Source organism: Nonomuraea sp. NPDC049709, assembly GCF_040674815.1.
GTDB lineage: Bacteria > Actinomycetota > Actinomycetes > Streptosporangiales > Streptosporangiaceae > Nonomuraea.
The window spans coordinates 173478-190079 of the sequence record NZ_JBFANM010000010.1 but is presented as its reverse complement, the minus strand read 5'-3'; the positions used below and the strand labels follow the sequence as shown (position 1 = coordinate 190079).

The window sequence follows — 16602 nt, the reverse complement described above, 5'->3', positions numbered from 1 at the left end:
ATGACGAACTCAGCGACATCGAAGACCTACGACCGATCGGTGCTGGAGTCCGACCTGCGGGCCATCCACGACAAGGGCGTCCCCGGGCTGCTCGCCGCTGCGCACACCGGGCGGGAACTGCTGACCGTCCGGTACGGCGTGGCCGAGCTCAACTCCAAGCGGCCGATCGCCTACGACAGCTACTTCCGGATGGGCAGCACGAGCAAGACGTTCACCGCCACCGCGGTACTCCAGCTCGTGGGCGAGGGCCTGCTCTCGCTCGATGACCTGGTTGAGGACTGGCTTCCGGGGGTGGTCTGTGGCAACGGCAACGACGGCACCAAGATCACCATCAGGCGGCTGCTCCAGCAGACGAGCGGGCTGCCCGAATACATGTACGACGTGCCGATCTGGTCGGCGAAGGACTTCCTGGAGCATCGGTTCGACTCCTACACTCCGGAGGAACTCGTAGCCATCGCCATGCGGCACGAGCCCCATTGGGTGCCGGCACCAGGCGACCAGCGCTGGAGCTACTCCAACACCAACTACGTCCTCCTTGGAATGATCATCAAAAAGGTCACCGGAGCCGAGCGATCACAACTGGTGACGGATCGGATCATCCGTCCCCTGGGACTCGATCACACCTTCGTCCCAGGGGATGATCCCCGGCTTCCGGAGCCGCACCCGAAGGGCTACACCGACTTCCCCGACAGTACCGAGCCGGTGGAGACGACCGAGTGGAACGTGACCCCGGCGGACGCCGCGGGTGATCTCGTCACGACGGCGGCCGACCTCATGCGGTTCTGGCAGGCGTTGCTCGGGGGGGAGCTCCTCGCGCCCGCTCAGCTCGCTGCGATGAAGGAGACCGTCCCCGCTCCCGAATGGGACCCCGTCTTCCCCGGCGCGTCCTACGGCCTGGGAATCGCTCGGTTCCGGTCTCCCTGCGGCCCGTACTGGGGCCACGCCGGAAACACCCCCGGCCACACCGCCCACAGCGGCTTCACCGAGGACGGCCGCCGCGGCATGGTGCTGTTCACGACGTTCTGGGCACCAAACGAGCACGCCCTTCCGATCGAGAAGCTGGTCAATGACGCGATGGACCACCTCATGTGCAGCGCTGACGGCCCGCGCACGGGGTGAGGGATCGGTGCCGTACGGCTGGCGCGTCACGCCGTCCCGGTCGATGCCCTTGCCAGCCGTACAGCCCCTGGTATGGCGCCGCCACAAGCGGCTGCACCGGGCGCGTCCTTGGTTTCACGGACGCCCACCTCGCGGACCGGCCCTCCAGTCCCCGGGAATTGAGGAGGAAGGGCACCGGGGTCCGGTGCGGGGCATCGCTATCAATCCTCGTCGTCGGCGTCGTCGGCGTCAGGATCACGCAAGGCCCGCCGCCCGCCGCCCAGTTGCGGACGTTGAAAGGAATAGCGGCCGTGCACATTGATGTGCCGCCTGATAAGGGGACTGAGCCGGGCCACATCGTCATCCAGCACCGGATAGCCCTGCGCCCGCAGCTGGCGCAAAGCGTCGTCAATGTAGACCGTGTTCCACAGCACCAGGCAGTTCAAAACAATGCCCAGAGCTCCTAATTGGTCCTCCATTCCCTCGTAGTACCGCTGGAACACCTGGCTTTTGCGACCCTGGAAGACTTTCTGCGCCAGATCGTGGCGGCCTTCCTGAAGGGCGGATGCCCTTGATGCCGCGCCGCATGCCCTCGTCATCGATCAGCGCCAGCACATGCAGACTCTTAAAATCCGGCCGTAGGTGTTGATCGCTTCACCCATCGCGGTCGGCCGGCCGTCGCGTTGCAGCATCCGTACCACATCGTAGGGGTTGACGGCGCTGGTGTAGATGGAGCCGACCAGACGCAGGATATCCGGCCACCACCGGGTGACCTTGCTCAGATCCAGCCGCCCGCGCGCCAGCGCGTTCAGCGCCCCGTAGTGCGCCGGTCCCCAGTCCTTCGGCCCGGGGACCGGCGCGGTCAGTGGGTTTCTGGTCTGGGGATGTGGATGCCCGCAGCGCGGAGCTTGGCCTCGACGAGCGCGACCCCCCGGGCCGCGGCCGATCCGTGCTCTTCGCCGTAGTGGGCGATCAGGTGGTACCGGGCCGCGGTGTCGGTGCGGGCTTGCAGGCCGGTCACGATCTTCAGGTGTGCGGGGTTGGCGAGGAAGTGCTCGGCAATGGCAGTGGCGAGTTCGGCCAGACGCGGGTCGTTCGGCTCCCATGCCGTGGCTTCGGTTGCCTGCTTGCTCAACGCGACGAAGCGGGGGTCGTCGAGGGCGTGCTCGACATGGGTGAGGAAGTCGTCGAAGCCCTCGGGGACCAGGGCCCTGGCCAGTACCCAGCCCTCCCTGGTGGCCGCCACCTCGTCCGAGGGGAGGCCGAGGCCGGACAGCCGCTGCAGCAGCGCCACGGCGCGGTCGGGCAGCAGGGCCCGGTCTCCGTCTGCGAGCCGGTGCAGCATGTCACGGCGCGCGATCAGCTCCTCGATCCGTTCGGTGAGCTGCCGCTTGACGTCGGCGAGCGCGGCGGCGAACTGGGCGGCGTCGGCGTCGAGCAGGGGCCCGATCTCGGCCAGCGGCACTCCGGCGGCGGCCAGCGTTCGGACCTGCACCAGCCGCAACAGCTCGGCCGATCCGTACCTGCGGTAGCCGGAGCTGTCGCGTTCTGGCTCCTTCACCAGGCCGAGCTTGTGGTAGTGCCGCACCGTCTTGACGGTGACGCCGACGAATGCCGCCGCCTGCCCGATCGTGACTCCGTTCATCGGCTAAATCCTGTCTTGTGGTCGAGCTCGGCGACAAGTCAGACCCCAGCCGAGCAGGTGGCCCCCCATTCACGTTCTCCCTGATGCACGACCGGAAGGGGTCGCCTCTGAAGGCGTACGGGTCACAGGTGTTCAGCCCGCCGGCTGAGCCGGATCGGCCTGCTCGCCGCAGAACACCTCGTTGACGAGCCTTTGCTGGGCATTCTGGACCGTTGTCGCTATGGACATGTCGGCGTCGGCCACCCAGTTCAGTACGGCGGTCATGGTTTTGCTGCCGTCGGGTGTGATGTACATCAGCGTCGTGGAGCCGACCGTGCCGCCGTTGTGGGTGATGACGGTGCCGCGGCAATCCGTTTTCTGGACGATCACTCCCAGCCCGTACTCGAAGTTCGGGATGCCCGTGGCGCGCGGGGTGCACATCTCGGCCAGCAGTGGGGTCGGCAGGAGCTTGCCGCCTATCAGCGCAGTGATGAACGTGTGGAGGTCCTGGCTGGTCGAGATCATGTCACCGCCGGTGGAGACCCAGGAGGGGTTGTGGCGGGTGATGTCGATCGTCTTGTGCCGGCCGGCATCCTCGTAGCGGTAGTAGATGTGGGTGTGTGGCTCAGGGATCTCCGGCGAGGCGTCCGGCACCACCGTGCCCGACAGCCCGAGCGGCCCCAGGATCCGTTGCTGCATCTCCTCGGCCAGCGAGCGGCCAGTGACCTTCTCGATCAGCAGCCGGGCCAGCACGTAGTTGGTATTGGAATAGCTCCAGCCCGTCCCCGGCTCGAACCGGGCCGGCTTGGACAGCGCCAGTCGTACTAGCTCCTCGGGCCGGTAGGTGTGGAACCGGTTGTCCACCCACTCCTTGCCCGTGGTGCCGTAGGGCACGGGGATACCGTGCACGATCGACCCGTCGTCGTAGACCTCGCCGGTGAAGTTGAACAGCCCGCTGGTGTGCTGCAACAGCATCCGCACCATGATCCGCCGGTCCAGCCCGAACTCGGGCAGGTAGTCGGCCGCCGGGGTGTCCAGCTCGATCTTGCCCTCGGCCACCAGCTGCAGCACCAGGGTCGCGGTGAAGGTCTTGGTGTTGCTGCCGATCCGGGCATGCCCGTTGACCGGCGGCTTGGCGGTCCCGCCCAGCTCGGCCACCCCGGCGCTGCCGGCCCACGCGCCCCGCTCATCGTTGACCCGCAGCGACACCCCGACGAAACCGGACTCGACGATCTCCTCGATCGCCTTGCGCAGCTCCGGGCGATCCTGTCCGGCGATCGGCAGGGTGTTCTTGTCCTGATCGGAAAGGTTGATCGTCATGGTGGTTGCCCTTCAAGGTTGTATGTCCCGGGTCGGCCTCTCGCCGCTGCGCCGAGCTTCCACCCTGACCCAAGGTCAACCTCAACCGTGATCTAGCTCACAGCCGCATGGGGGTTGGAGACAGCATTGGGAGCAATACGCCGTCCCCCGCCGGGTGGCAGTCGCATCTCGCGCGGGAGGTCCGGTGGTGTTCCGTAAGACGATCCCCCACCGGAACACCCGCCAGCCGAGACAGCGCCCCAGGTCAGGGTGTTCCGTATAGGTGTTCCGAGAACCGTTCCGGTCAAGGCCCCCTATCCGGAACACTCGAGCGCGTGAACGGAACCCGCGTCGGCTACGCCCGCTGCTCCACCGACGAACAAGACGTCATCATCCAGACCGAGCAGCTCCTGGCCCTTGGCGTCCCCGCCGACCGGATCTACATCGACCGCGGCTTCTCCGGCACCACCCGCCGCAACCGGAACGGCCTCGACCAGGCCCTCGCCGCCGTCTGGGACGGCACCGTCTTCACCGTGACCAAGTTCGACCGGTTCGCCCGCAACATGGCCGAGGCCAACCAGATCCTCACTGACCTGTCCGGCCGCGGCGTCCTGTTCGGCCTGGGCGCATCCGTCTACGACTGGAACGACCCGTTCGGCCGGCTGTTCCTGCAGACCCTCGCCATGGTCGCCGAGTTCGAGGCCAACCTCGGGCACCTGCGCACCCGCGAAGGCATGGCCCTGGCCAAGAAGAACGGCAAACTCAAGGGCAAGCAACCCAAACTGCCCGAACCCGCCCGACGCTCCATCCGCCGCCGATACGCCGAAGGCGAGGTGTCCCTGGCGGACCTGGCCACCGAGTACAGCGTCGGGCGCTCCACCACCCACCGCATCATCCACAGGCCAGAAATCTCCAGGTAGAGCGATCACAGGCCGAAGGCTGGACGTCACACTTCGCGCAAGATCATTCTCAGCGCCAACGGCTGTTCCTGGGTTCCTCAACCCCGATCCCGGGCAGCAGCACGTCGTTCTGGCGCAGCCAGCGCACCGCGTACTGGAAGCACGCGGTCGGCCCGTCGCCGGTGTTCCAGGCATGCGCTCGCACCTTGCCCGCCAGCTCGGTCTCGGCCGAGGCGAAGTCCTTCAGCCCGAACGCCTTGGCGATCTCCCAGGTGTGTTCCAGCCGCGTCTTGTCCCGCTCGGTGTAACGCTTCACGCAGGAGGGATCCTCGATCCCCAGCTGGGCGGCGACGACGTCCAGGACCTCGTTCGGCACCTCCAGCGGATCGGCCAGGAAGCATCCCAGGTAGCGCACGGTCACGAGCTGTAGGGCGAAGCCGCACCGGATCTGCCGGCCGCGATGCCCCTTGATGAGGGCCAGGTTCTCGTTGTCGAGGAAGAAGATCTTCTCCATCTCGGCCCGGGAGGGCGGACCGTCGTAACGGCCGTACTTCGCCGCTTCTGAGTCGCTCAGGAAGTCGACAGGCATGTACGCAACGTATGACTCAGCAGACAGAACGTCATCAGAGCAACGCAACCATTACCAAACGCTACCTGCCGTCACACAACGTAGATCAAAGTCGCGCTGTGAAATCCACCGGAATCCGGGGCCACCCTCCCCTGCAAGCTGGGAGACGACAGGGGCTCGCTGACCAGTGGGAACCCCGTTAACGCCGGATTCCGTTCCAAATTTCTCTGACCCCCGAGTCCGGCCCCGGCCGATGTCTACGGCCGGGGTGTGGTTCGGTGCTGTGTGGTGTCAGCGGGATGGGGGCGGGCAGAACTTGGCCTCGACCGCCTTGGTGAGGGCGGCGATCGGGTTGTTCCAGTCGCCGTTGATGTTGGTGACGATGGTGTGCTTGCCGTCGCGGCTGCCCATGGCGTAGGTGTAGGAACCGTTGATGGCGCCGCCCATGCCCCAGACGGTTTTGCCGCAAGACAGCTGCTGTTGCCAGGTGCCCATGCCGTACCGGGTGCCGGGGATCCAGCCAGACCCCTCGGTCGAGATGGTGGTGTTCCACATCTCCTTCTGCTGCGCCGGTGGCAGCAGGGTGCCGTCGTGCAGTGCGGCCAGGAAGCGGCTGAGGTCCCCGGTGGTGGACACGACGCCGCCGGCCACCCAGGCGTAGGAGGCGTTCTGCTCGGTGACATCGTACGTTTTGGCGTCGGGGTCGGCTGACCACAGCTTGGAGTAGTGCCGCGGGTGCGGTCCGCGGATCCTGGTCTCCTTGCCCGGCAGGTACGTCCCGGACAGGCCGAGCGGGCGGGCGATCCGCCGGGCGAGCTGCTCGGCGTAGGTGGTGCCGGTCGCCTTCTCGATGATCATTCCCGCGAGGTCGTAGTTGGCGTTGGAGTAGCGGAAGGCGGTGCCGGGCTCGAAGTAGGGCGGGTAGGCCATCGCGACCGCGATCAACTCTTCCGGATTGACCTTGTCGAAGCGGTGTTCGAGGAAGCCGGGCCCGGAGTACTTGTAGAGCATCTTCTCGTCCAGGTACATGTTGTACAGCCCGCTGGTCTGGTTGAGCAGCTGCCGGATAGTGATCTTGCTGCCGTCGTTGCCGTTGCCCGTGACCAGGCCGGGCAGCCACTGCTCCACCGTATCGTCCAGGCTCAGCTTGCGCTCAGCCGCCAGTTGCAGCACCAACGTGGCGGTGAACGCCTTGGTGATGCTGCCGACGCGGAAGCGTTCGGCCGGCGCGCGCCGGTGGCCGGTGGCGGTGTCGGCCACTCCCGCCGCGGCAAACGTCCGCCTGCCGCGGTCGCGCACCTCGGCGACCATGCCAGGAATCCCGGCGGCCACCGTCTCATCCAGCACGGCCTGGACCGCCGAACGGGTCCCGGCGCTCGCGGGGGCGACCGCCACGGCGGAGGCTCCGGCCAACGTCACCGCGGTGACAAGCGTGCGCAAAGTCATCAAAGCGGGCATCAGGATCTCCTGCTGATCGAAAGGATTTGTTAAGGGAGCGCAGCTCAGGCGGCGGGGCGGAAGGCCGCGTGGAGGATGTCGATGAACAGGCCCACGGGTGGCATGCCCCAGTCGCCGTTGACGTTCTGGACGGTGACCAGGTCGCCGTCGCGGGTGCCGTACAGGTAGGACCAGGTGCCGGTGATCATGCCGCCGTGTCCGTAGACGGTAATGCCGCTGGGCAGGGTGACCGAGGAGATGCCCAGGCCGTAGCTGTAGCCGTCGAGCCACTTGCCGTCCGGGACCGGCGTCATGGTGAACATCTCCTCCATCTGGGCTGCGGGCAGCAGCCAGCCCTTGAGCAGGGCGGCGAGGAAGAGGTTGAGGTCTGCGGCGGTGGAGACGAGCTCGCCGACGCCGAAGGCCCAGGCCGGGCTCTGCTCGGTGACGTCATGCACGGGGGCGTCGGCGTCGGGAAGCATGAGCCGGGAGTAGGCGCTGCTGTGGGGGCCGCGGAAGCCTGTCTCGGTGCCGGGGGCGTAGGTGCCGGACAGGTTGAGCGGGCGGGCGATGCGGCGGTCGATGGCCTCGGCGAAGGAGACACCGTCCGCCTTTTCGACGATCATGGCGGCGAGGACGAAGTTGGTGTTGGAGTAGCCCCAGTCCTGGCCCGGCTCGAAGTCGGCCGGGTTCGACACGGCGATCTTCACCAGGTCCTCGGGAGTGGGGTTGTCGAAGCGGTGCTCCAGCAGTTTGGGGCTCCAGTAGCGCTCCAGCATGCCGGCGTCGAGGGTGTAGGCGAAGATGCCGCTGGTGTGGTTGAGCAGTTGCCTGATGGTGATCTTGCTGCCGTCGTGGCCGTTGCCCTGGACCAGGCCGGGCAGCCACTGCTCGACGGTGTCGTCCAGGCTCAGCTTGTGTTCGGCGGCCAGCTGCAGCACCAAAGTTGCGGTGAAGGTCTTGGTGATGCTGCCGACGCGGAACTGCTCATCGGCGGTACGCGTGATGCCGGTGGCGGTGTCGGCCACGCCCTCGGCGGCGAACCACTGCTGAGTGCCGTCACCGACACCGAGGATCACACCGGGGTAGCCGTCCCCGATCACCGCGCGCTGCAGCAAGTTATGGAGGTCGGTCTCGTTCGCCACGTTCAGGCTGGTCGAGGTCTGCGTCGTCATGAAAGTTCTCCTTGACATGTGGGGTGGCAGCGGGCGCCCCGCGCCCTGCCTGTCGATCTTCGCGACACCGCAAAACCTATGTTGCATTCCGACAATCGTCAATCACAGTTTCGTGAAGCAACGAAACTTTCGCACTTCAAAAGCATGAAATCGTTGCGCGGCATTGCGGCTTAATGCAACATTAGATCGGATCGAGTTGCATTGTGTTACGGGCGAAGCGCACACTGTCTCTCGACGGCGGAGCGAGCAGGAGGCGGAACACCGATGCCCGGAGACAGGCTGACCCACCAGGATCGCCGGCAGATCGCCGCTGGGCTGGCCGACGGCCTTACCTACGCCGAGATCGCCCGCCGCCTGCAGCGCCCGACTTCCACCGTCACCCGTGAGGTGATGCGCAACGGCGGTGCCGGCGCCTACCGGGCCGATCAGGCCCACCGGGGGGCCGACCGGCGCGTGCGCAGCCGCGCGACCGCCTCCCTCGCATCGGCGGCTAGCGGCGACACCGACGGGCGCAACCCGGACACGGTGCGGGAGGCGGCCGAGCAACTCACCGAGCTCCTGGTCCAGACAGGCCTGCCGCAGATGATGGCCAAGGTGCTGGCGGCCCTGTACACCACGGACAGCGGCAGCCTCTCCTCCGCCGAACTGGTCAAGCGCCTGCGGGTCAGCCCAGCTTCCATCTCCAAGGCCATCGGCTATCTCGAAGAGCAGCGGCTCATCCGGCGCGAACGTGATCCCCGGCGGCGGGCCGAACGTTACGTCATCGACGACGCCGTGTGGTATCAGGCCATGCTGGCCGCTGCCCACGTCAACTCCCTGCTGGCCGACGCCGCCCGGCAAAGCGCCCGTACCCTCGGCCCGACCACCCCCGCCGGCGTCCGGCTGGATAACATGAGCCAGTTCCTCACCCGCGTCGGCGACGACCTGGCCCGCTCGGCCGAGCACTGGCGCGAGGTCTACGCCACCCCGCAGACAAGCGAGTGCGGGAAGCCTGACGCGTGAGGCCCTCGCCTGCTTGAGCCCTATACGTGGTCTTCAAACGCTGTTACCGCCGTGTGCCCCCGCCGGGACCTGTCGATCTGGCCGCCCCGTGTACGCCGGGCACTGGCGACCGGTGCCTGAACCGTTCGATAGCGGTGACTGGACGCATCACACCGGGGCGAGGGCCCCCACCTCGACAGCAAGGACCCGGCCACCAACGTGTGGTGCGTGCTGGACGCGGCGGGACTGGACGGTCTATATGAGGAGGGCGAACCGGAAAGCAGTCGGGATCGCTCCGGCTACCAGCTGACCGGGCACGGGGACAAGGTGGAGGTCAGTTACGAGGGCCGACGAACTGTTCGCTGGCGTACGAGGACGACGCCCACCAGCCCGACCACCTGGGCTACCGGCTATCTGCTGTTTCGCCGCCGCATCGAGACGGTCATGCTCGGCACCCTCGCCGAGATCCTGATGGCCGCTGGCTTCGGCTACACCTGCCAACCGGCGGCCGGCGAGCGCGCTGCCATGCTGCTCGTGCACTCCAGGTCGGCACCGGGTGAGGAGCCACGGAGATTCCGGACAGCCGTCTTATGGGCGTAGCCTATGCGGCTGTTTGGGTTGAAAGGGACTCGTTGAGTACTTCCAGGGGTGGCCGGTAGCCGAGCGCGGAGTGCAGGCGCCGGTGGTTGTAGAACCCTTCGATGTAGCGGATGACCTGCCGTCTTGCCATGGCTCGGGTGGTGAAGACGAAGCGGTGCAGCCATTCGTTCTTGAGCACGCTGAAGAACGACTCGGCCATCGCGTTTGTCGTAGCAGACCCCGGTGCGGCCGACCGAGCGGCGGATGCCCAGGCCGGTCAGGAAGCGGCCGAACTCGTCGCTGGTGTAGTTCGAGCCGCGGTCGGTGTGGAACACGGTGCCGGGCTGCAGCAGGCCGGTGCCGGCGGCCATCCGGACCGCATCCTTGATTAGCTCGGTGCGATAGTGATCGGCCATCGCCCAGCCCAGGACCGCCTTGCTGTGGCAGTCGATCACGGTGGCCAGGTAGAGGAAGCCCTCCCAGGTGCGGATGTAGGTGATGTCGCCGACCAGCTTGGTGCCCGGCCGGGTGGCGGTGAAGTCGCGGCTGACCAGGTCGGGGATGCCGCGGAAGTCGCCCGCTGCGGTGGTGTGCCGTGCAGCCGCCTGCAGTGATCTCGACAAGCTCATATCACCCAGCAGGGAACTGGACCGCCCCCAGACCAACCCGGCAGATTTCCAGGCAGGAAAGTCCACGCGCATTTACGGCATGTTGGTGCGGTTGCTGTGGAAGCCCCTGCCCGAGTCGTGGCCGGCAGCGGCGTCTCCGCAACCGGCGGGGCTGCGCGGTCTGATCGCCTGGGTGCGGGAGATGGCCGCGGGCATGCCGCAAGACGACGACGTCGAGCGGCGTTCGGCCGCGACCCAGACGACGCGGATGATTTCGTGCAGGACGTGCCCTCGCTCCTGGCCGAGGCCGATAAAGCCGACCCGGCGCAGTCGCTCGGCGGCGCCCGAGATGCTGTGTTCCCATGCGCGGCGGGTCTGCTCGTCGGCGTCGTCGCCGAGCCGCTGCGGGTAGAGGCGGTCGTCGAACTGGTCGACCACGATGCCGAGCCGCTGCGCGTGCCGTCACGCCCGCACACCACAAGGGAAACGGCCCTCGGATAGCTGCGCTTACCCATGGCGCCCGAGGACCGTCCCTATCGCTTCCCGAAACGAAGCAACCACTGCCCGCCCGCGCTTACGAACGGAGTGATTGCTCTCGTGATGACACCTTCGAGGGCCCGGCGGGACCATGCTCGTCGAGTCGATGGGCCTCGGCGGACTAACGTCCAACCGGCGACGTACCGTGGTGATTGTGAACTTAGAGGCATGGGCTGCGGTCGCGGCGGCAGCCATCGCGGCCGTCGCGCTCTACTTCTCCGCAACAGCGGCTATCGCGGCCAAGAGGTCTGCCAGGGAGGCGGCGGCCATTGCGAAGGTGGAGGTGGAGCGGCGGGAGGAGGAACGCGAACGCCGCCATGAGGAACTTGCGCCGCAGTTCTTCGGCGAGATCGAGACCTACATCTCGACCAAATCGGGACGTCGGTACCTGTGGGGCATCGTGACACTCTCCCGCGACTACACGATTGCCATAAAGACAGCACGGGACTGGCTTGGCCCGCATGAGGTCTATGACGTCGCGGCGGGAATCCCGTGCCATGTCAAGATCTATCCCCTTGAGCCAGGCAGCCCCATCGACGCAGAGGTGCGGATCCGCTTCTGGCCGCCAAGGGAGCCGTTCTCCGTACCGCCGGCGACACCTGTTTGGCAGTGCTACTGCCGCCGACCGGAGTGTGCGCCCGGCTACGACGACGTAGCGGTCCCAGACGACCCACGTGTGCTGCGTGCCCTCGGGCGTCAGACGGCTGGCTGGAGGCGTCACTCAGGTCTCACAGTGGGCCCGGGGCATTGGGAAAGGCACGTGCGGCTCGCGCTGCCGCCGGAACTTCGCAGCGAACACAAGTCAGCCGCGGCGGACTGACGTCCAACCGGGGCTCCAAACCGTCCAGTCAGGGCTTACCTGAAGATCAGGAGAGCCTCGCGCACCCTCCGCTGAACCTCCTCGACGATCTTCGGCCCGAACCTGGCACTGCCTTCAACCCTTCCTCGCCGAGGTGTAGCAGGTCGCGCACGGACTCCGCCTCCTGCTCCTCTTCAGCGGCTGCTCGCAAAACTGATATGTAGATGGTGTGCGGCTGACTGCAGGAGGGGCTGTCAGTCTCGCATGGGTCGGCATGGGCGTCTGGAACGCCTGCTCACGCATCTAGGGCGGCACCAGTCGACCACGGCCTGATGTGCCGACGCCAGGCCGGCCTACGCTCCGCGGTGGACGGTCATCGCCACCGGCCCTGCGGGCAGGTCGTCACCGTCTGGTGGCTTTGCTGGCCAGTCAAGCGAGAAATCCGGTCGACAGGCGAGCCCGCGGTGCACTGTGATGGCTCCGGCTACCCGCCGACAGAGCGGGCCGCTCAGGAGCTGCTCTTGGTAACCGCGAGAACCGCGCAGGTCCGCCCGGCGATCAATACCGCACTGGTCAGGGACCTGGTCGATGCGCAGTTCCCGCAGTGGGCCGCGTTGCCTCTGGAACTGCTTGAGCCGGCAGGCTCAGGCCATGTGATCTACCGGCTGGGCGAGAGCCTGTCCGTCCGACTGCCGCGCCATTCCGGTGCCGTCGGACAGGCCGAGAAGGAGTTCGAGTGGCTGCCGCGGCTCGCCCCGCAGCTGCCGCTGGCCATTCCGATACCGGTAGGAGTGGGCGAGCCCGGCTTCGGCTATCCGTGGCGGTGGGCGGTTTCCCGTTGGCTGGAGGGCGAGGTGGCGACCGTCGAGGCACTGGCCGACTCGTCCGCAGCCGCCGTCGAACTGGCAAAGTTCCTAACCGCCCTCCAGCAGTTCGCACCCGAGGACATCCCGGCCGCGGCGGCCCGTGACGAGCTCACGGCCCGGGTGTTGGCCAGCCGGGACCATGCGACGCGGGCCGCCATCGCAGAGGTCGGCGGTGCGTTCGACACCACGGCCATGACCGAGTTGTGGAACACGGCCCTGAGCGCCCCGGGCTGGGATCGCCCTCCGGTCTGGTACCACGGAGACCTCCACACCGGCAACCTGCTGACCGTCGACGGCCGCATCAGCGCGATCATCGACTTCGGTGAGCTCGGCATCGGCGACCCGGCCTGCGACCTGACCATCGCCTTCACCTTGATGTCGGCCGCCAGCCGGACCGCCTTCCGCACGGCGCTCGGCGTGGACGACGCCACCTGGACCCGCGGCCGCGGGTGGGCCCTCGCCACCGGCCTGAACGCCTACATCCATTACGCCGCCGTCCACCCCAGGGTCGCCGCGCAGACCACGCGTCAGATCACCGAGGCCCTCATCGGCTAGGCACCCAAGACTCCTGTCAGATCGCTCCTGTCGCAGGGTTAGTCCGGACGTTGCACGATCGATCGCAAGGTAGGGCCGGACGTCGCAAGGTTCGCGCGGACTGGACAGCACCCGCTGAGGTCGCTGAGGTTCGCTGTCGGCATCACCGTAGTCATCGAGAAGCTGAGTATCCGTTGTTGTTCGCTCATGTCGGTGACGTCGTTGACGATGAGGTTCTGCGGGACAGTGTTGAATGCCGAGGTGTGGACGGCCCGCCGAACTGACGACAGTTGAATAGGTGAGCTCACCAGTCCAGGACCCGCTCCCACTCCGGTTCCAGCGCGTTGCGGACCCGTGCCTGTTGGCAGCGGTCCATCAGCACCGGCGGGGGCCGCCCGAGGGGATCTAACCCTCGGGCGGCCCGGCGTTAGGCAGACAGGGCAAGCCGTCAGTCATCGATTGCCTGGTAGAGGGTGGTCCAGAAGTCGTGGATGGCCCGCGCCGAATCCGGGGTGGACATGCCGGTCTGGGTGAGCAGGATGCCGACGAGCTGGTTGGCCGGGTCGGCGTAGACGGTGGTGCCGGCTCCGCCGTCCCAGCCGAACTGGCCGACGGGCGCGTAGTCGCCGCGGTAGGCGCGCACCGCCATCCCGAAACCCCATCCGCCCTGCTGCCCCTGGCCGTGCGACAAATGGACGACGCTGCGGGCCCAGGTCTGCAAGGCGGTCGTCTGCTCGGGCGTCAGGCGGTGGCTGGTCATCAGCTCAACGGCGGGTCTGGACAGGATGCGCTCGCCGTCGTGCACACCACCATTGAGCAGCATCCGGAAGTAGGCGTGGTAGTCGTCGACGGTGGAGTCGAGCCCGCCGCCGCCTGACTGGAACGCCGGAGGCTTGCTGTGGTGTCCCCCTTCGGCCTCGTCCTCCACGTGGAACTCTCCGGTCTGCCAATCGGGGGCGTACAGGGGCGGCAGCCGGTCGATCTTGTCGGCGGGCACGTGGAAACCGGTGTCCTTCATCCCGAGAGGGTCGAAGATGCGTTCGCGCAGGAACTCCTCGAACGACTGGCCGGTGACCCTGGACACCAGCACGCCGAGCAGGTCGTCGCCGAGGTTGTACAGCCATCGCTCGCCGGGCTGGTACATCAGCGGGAGCGTGCTCAGGCGGCGCATCCACTCGTCCGGCTCCGGTTCGGGCAACAGCCAGCCGTCGGCCTGGCCGTAGACCCCCCGCTCGAAGAACGCGGCCAGCATCGGAGCGGTCCGCGCCGTCATATCCAGTCCGAGCCCCAACGTGTTGGTGAGCAGATCTCGCACGAGGATCGGCCGCCGCGCCGGCACCGTGTCGTCCAGCGGGCCGTCGGGCCGCTTGAGCACCTTTCGGTCCGCGAGCTCGGGCAGCCACCGATCGACCGGGTCGTCCAGCCGCAGTCGGCACTCATCCAGCAACACCATCGCCGCCGACACCGCGACCGGCTTGGTCGTCGAGGCCATCCGGAAGATCGTGTCCCGGCGCATCGGCGCGCCACCGTCATGACGCATCGTCCCGAGCGCCTCGACGTGGGTCTCCTCACCTCGGCTGACCAGAGCGACCAGCCCGGGAATCTTCCCGGACTCCACATGCCGGGCCAGCACGCCGCGCAGCCTGCGCAGCCCTGCGTCGGAAAAGCCAGTTCCCATGATGAATCTCCATAGCTTCCGTGTTCGATCGGCGAGTCCGCCCGCGGGGCGCTCATGGCCTCGGTGGGCTGGGACTTGCGCAGTCCATTCGCCGTGATGGGTCAAAGGGGGCGGGGTGGTGGCGCTGCTCAGAGGCTGCGGGCGTCGATGTTGCCGTAGCCGGTGGTCGCGTGGATGTTCAGGTCAGCGGCGCCGTCGGTGTTCTTGAGCGCGTTGTGAATCCGGCCGTAGCCGGTGCCGGCGTCCAGGGAGGCGGAGGCTCCGGCGGCGGCGCGAACCGACACGTCGCCCATCTGGGTGCGCAGCACGACCGCGCCGTGCAGGGCCTCGTCGATGGTGATGTCGCCGTGTCCGGTGCTGATCTCCGCGGGGCCGCTCAGGCGGCCGATCGAGACGTCACCGCCGGAGGCGGCGACGCGGACGCTCGCCGCCTCGTCGATCTTGATCACGCCCTGCGCGCCCTCGAAGGCGACGTCGCCGAACTGGCCGACGCCCCGGAACTCGGCGCATGAAGACCTCGCCGTGACCTGGGAGCCGGCAGGCAGCTGGACGGTGACCTCGATGGATCCGGAGGGGCCGAAGTACTGGTTCTTCGCCGCTGGGGATTTGATCCGCAGGACGCCGTCGCCGTAGGCGACCTCGGTCTGCTCCGCCGCTTTCACGTCGCGGCCCTTCGAGGCGTTGGCGGGCCGGACCTCGACGGTGGCGTCGGCCCGGCCGGCGGCGATGAACCGCACGCGCCCGGCGGGGATGTCCAGGTCGACGGAGATCGGGGTGGGAGTGTCGAACTTCTGCATCGTACTCGTCCTCTGCGGTCGTCGTTTCTGACATCACAAACGCTACGTTGCTTTCTGGATTTAGGCAACAAAATTGTTGCGTATAATTGCGATTCCTCCAGGTAGGCGGCAAGATATCGTTGCAACAGGGCTAGCTTTAATGCAACGCAAACAATCTTGTTCGTTGCATTGGATGGAGTGCGAACGCTATGCTGGGGGTAGCAGGAAACATGGAGGGAGATCGCGGTGCCGGGAGGCAGACTCACCCAGCAGGACCGCCAGCAGATCGCAATGGGCATAGCCGACGGCCTGGCCTACGCGGAGATCGCCAGACGGCTGGACCGCCCGACCTCGACGATCACGCGTGAAGTGATGCGCAACGGCGGCCCCACCGCCTACCGCGCCAACCTGGCTCACCGCGCCACCGAACGCCGTGCCCACCGGCGCGGGTCAGCCGTACCCCGCGAGCCGCAGGCGCCCGAGCAGGCCCACGGACGCGACCTCGAGGCCGTGCGCGAGTACGAGAAGGTGTTCACCACCCTCCTGATGCAACAAGGCATGCCCAACCTGATGGCCCGCCTGCTGACCTGCCTTTTCACCACCGATGCGGGGAGCTTGACCGCGTCCGAACTCGCCCAGCGCCTCCAGGTCAGCCCGCCGTCTGTCTCCAAAGCGGTCGCATTCCTCGAAAGCCACGGCCTCGTCCACCGCCAACGCGACGGACGGCGCCGCGAACACTACCGCGTCGACGACGACGTCTGGTATCAGTCGATGATCGCCGCCGCCCGAGACAACGCCCAGATCGCCCACACCGCCCGGCAGGGCATCGACATCCTCGGCCCCGACACCCCGGCCGCCGCCCGCCTAAGGAACATGGCCCGTTTCGTCGAATTCGTCGGCGAGAGCATCGCCCGCGCCGCGGAGCAGGCCCGCGAACTCTTCTTCACCCAGCCCGCAACGACCGCGGACGACACGGCCACGCCACGTTCAGACCGCGGCTAGGCGCATCGCCCACAGAGGCTGCCACCATGGATGATCTTGTGACGGCTGCGGGAAGTATGGCGGGTGTTGGCGCCCGGCGGCGAATTGCGATTCTACGAGCACCAGCGCTCCGGCAAGCCCGTGATGGCGCTGGCGGAGAAGC

15 protein-coding genes and 2 pseudogenes are annotated in these 16602 nt (G+C 67.2%); 7 read left to right on the top strand and 10 right to left on the bottom strand.

Annotated features, from left to right (window positions below):
• Positions 1–1119: a serine hydrolase domain-containing protein gene (locus tag AB0J69_RS12725; RefSeq protein WP_364116186.1), complete on the top strand. Its 1119-nt coding sequence runs from the start codon at positions 1–3 to the stop codon at positions 1117–1119.
• Positions 1120–1319: 200 nt separating this feature from the next.
• On the opposite strand, the pseudogene AB0J69_RS12720 reads toward AB0J69_RS12725, so the two are convergent.
• From AB0J69_RS12720 to AB0J69_RS12710, 3 genes and pseudogenes are all read right to left on the bottom strand, one after another.
• A pseudogene (locus tag AB0J69_RS12720) lies at positions 1320–1964 on the bottom strand (Tn3 family transposase).
• The gene (locus AB0J69_RS12715) at positions 1961–2743 is read right to left on the bottom strand and encodes a MerR family transcriptional regulator (RefSeq protein ID WP_364116183.1); all 783 of its coding nucleotides are present in this window, start codon (positions 2741–2743) and stop codon (positions 1961–1963) included. Before AB0J69_RS12715 ends, AB0J69_RS12720 begins: the two are co-directional and overlap by 4 nt.
• 132 nt (positions 2744–2875) lie before the next feature.
• The gene (locus AB0J69_RS12710) at positions 2876–4042 is read right to left on the bottom strand and encodes a serine hydrolase domain-containing protein (protein WP_364116180.1); all 1167 of its coding nucleotides are present in this window, start codon (positions 4040–4042) and stop codon (positions 2876–2878) included.
• A 314-nt stretch (positions 4043–4356) separates the two neighbouring features.
• Here AB0J69_RS12710 and AB0J69_RS12705 point away from each other — a divergent pair, with 314 nt between their 5' ends.
• Entirely contained in the window at positions 4357–4941 is a 585-nt protein-coding gene (locus AB0J69_RS12705; RefSeq protein ID WP_364116177.1) for a recombinase family protein, read from the top strand.
• Positions 4942–4990: 49 nt separating this feature from the next.
• Here the strand turns inward: AB0J69_RS12705 and AB0J69_RS12700 are convergent, their stop codons facing one another.
• From AB0J69_RS12700 to AB0J69_RS12690, 3 genes are all read right to left on the bottom strand, one after another.
• The gene (locus tag AB0J69_RS12700; RefSeq protein WP_364116174.1) at positions 4991–5509 is read right to left on the bottom strand and encodes a DUF4158 domain-containing protein; all 519 of its coding nucleotides are present in this window, start codon (positions 5507–5509) and stop codon (positions 4991–4993) included.
• A gap of 270 nt (positions 5510–5779) precedes the next feature.
• On the bottom strand, positions 5780–6946 hold the full coding sequence (locus AB0J69_RS12695) for a serine hydrolase domain-containing protein (RefSeq protein ID WP_364116171.1): 1167 nt from the start codon (positions 6944–6946) through the stop codon (positions 5780–5782).
• A 44-nt stretch (positions 6947–6990) separates the two neighbouring features.
• Positions 6991–8100 (bottom strand): serine hydrolase domain-containing protein, encoded by a 1110-nt coding sequence (locus AB0J69_RS12690; protein WP_364116168.1) that lies wholly within the window; start codon positions 8098–8100, stop codon positions 6991–6993.
• Positions 8101–8364: 264 nt separating this feature from the next.
• Between AB0J69_RS12690 and AB0J69_RS12685 the strand changes: the two genes are divergently transcribed.
• Together AB0J69_RS12685 and AB0J69_RS12680 are read left to right on the top strand one after the other, a co-directional pair.
• On the top strand, positions 8365–9102 hold the full coding sequence (locus AB0J69_RS12685; protein ID WP_364116165.1) for a helix-turn-helix domain-containing protein: 738 nt from the start codon (positions 8365–8367) through the stop codon (positions 9100–9102).
• A gap of 207 nt (positions 9103–9309) precedes the next feature.
• Positions 9310–9681, top strand: a complete 372-nt coding sequence (locus AB0J69_RS12680) for a hypothetical protein (RefSeq protein WP_364116162.1) — start codon at positions 9310–9312, stop codon at positions 9679–9681.
• 1 nt (position 9682) lies between these two features.
• On the opposite strand, the pseudogene AB0J69_RS12675 reads toward AB0J69_RS12680, so the two are convergent.
• Positions 9683–10217, bottom strand: a pseudogene (locus tag AB0J69_RS12675) (IS3 family transposase); the annotation flags it as partial.
• Between the two features lie 144 nt (positions 10218–10361).
• On the bottom strand, positions 10362–10706 hold the full coding sequence (locus AB0J69_RS12670) for a hypothetical protein (RefSeq protein WP_364116159.1): 345 nt from the start codon (positions 10704–10706) through the stop codon (positions 10362–10364).
• A 190-nt stretch (positions 10707–10896) separates the two neighbouring features.
• On the opposite strand from AB0J69_RS12670, the gene AB0J69_RS12665 reads away from it, so the two are divergent.
• Together AB0J69_RS12665 and AB0J69_RS12660 are read left to right on the top strand one after the other, a co-directional pair.
• A complete protein-coding gene (locus AB0J69_RS12665) occupies positions 10897–11625 on the top strand; it encodes a hypothetical protein (protein ID WP_364116156.1) in 729 nt (242 codons plus the stop codon).
• 344 nt (positions 11626–11969) lie between these two features.
• Positions 11970–13025: an aminoglycoside phosphotransferase family protein gene (locus AB0J69_RS12660; protein WP_364116153.1), complete on the top strand. Its 1056-nt coding sequence runs from the start codon at positions 11970–11972 to the stop codon at positions 13023–13025.
• 427 nt (positions 13026–13452) lie between these two features.
• On the opposite strand, the gene AB0J69_RS12655 is transcribed toward AB0J69_RS12660, so the two are convergent.
• Entirely contained in the window at positions 13453–14682 is a 1230-nt protein-coding gene (locus AB0J69_RS12655; protein WP_364116150.1) for a serine hydrolase domain-containing protein, read from the bottom strand.
• A gap of 128 nt (positions 14683–14810) precedes the next feature.
• Positions 14811–15479: a DUF4097 family beta strand repeat-containing protein gene (locus AB0J69_RS12650; protein WP_364116147.1), complete on the bottom strand. Its 669-nt coding sequence runs from the start codon at positions 15477–15479 to the stop codon at positions 14811–14813.
• Positions 15480–15704: 225 nt separating this feature from the next.
• Between AB0J69_RS12650 and AB0J69_RS12645 the strand changes: the two genes are divergently transcribed.
• Entirely contained in the window at positions 15705–16460 is a 756-nt protein-coding gene (locus AB0J69_RS12645; RefSeq protein ID WP_364116144.1) for a helix-turn-helix domain-containing protein, read from the top strand.
• The last annotated feature ends 142 nt before the right edge of the window (positions 16461–16602 follow it).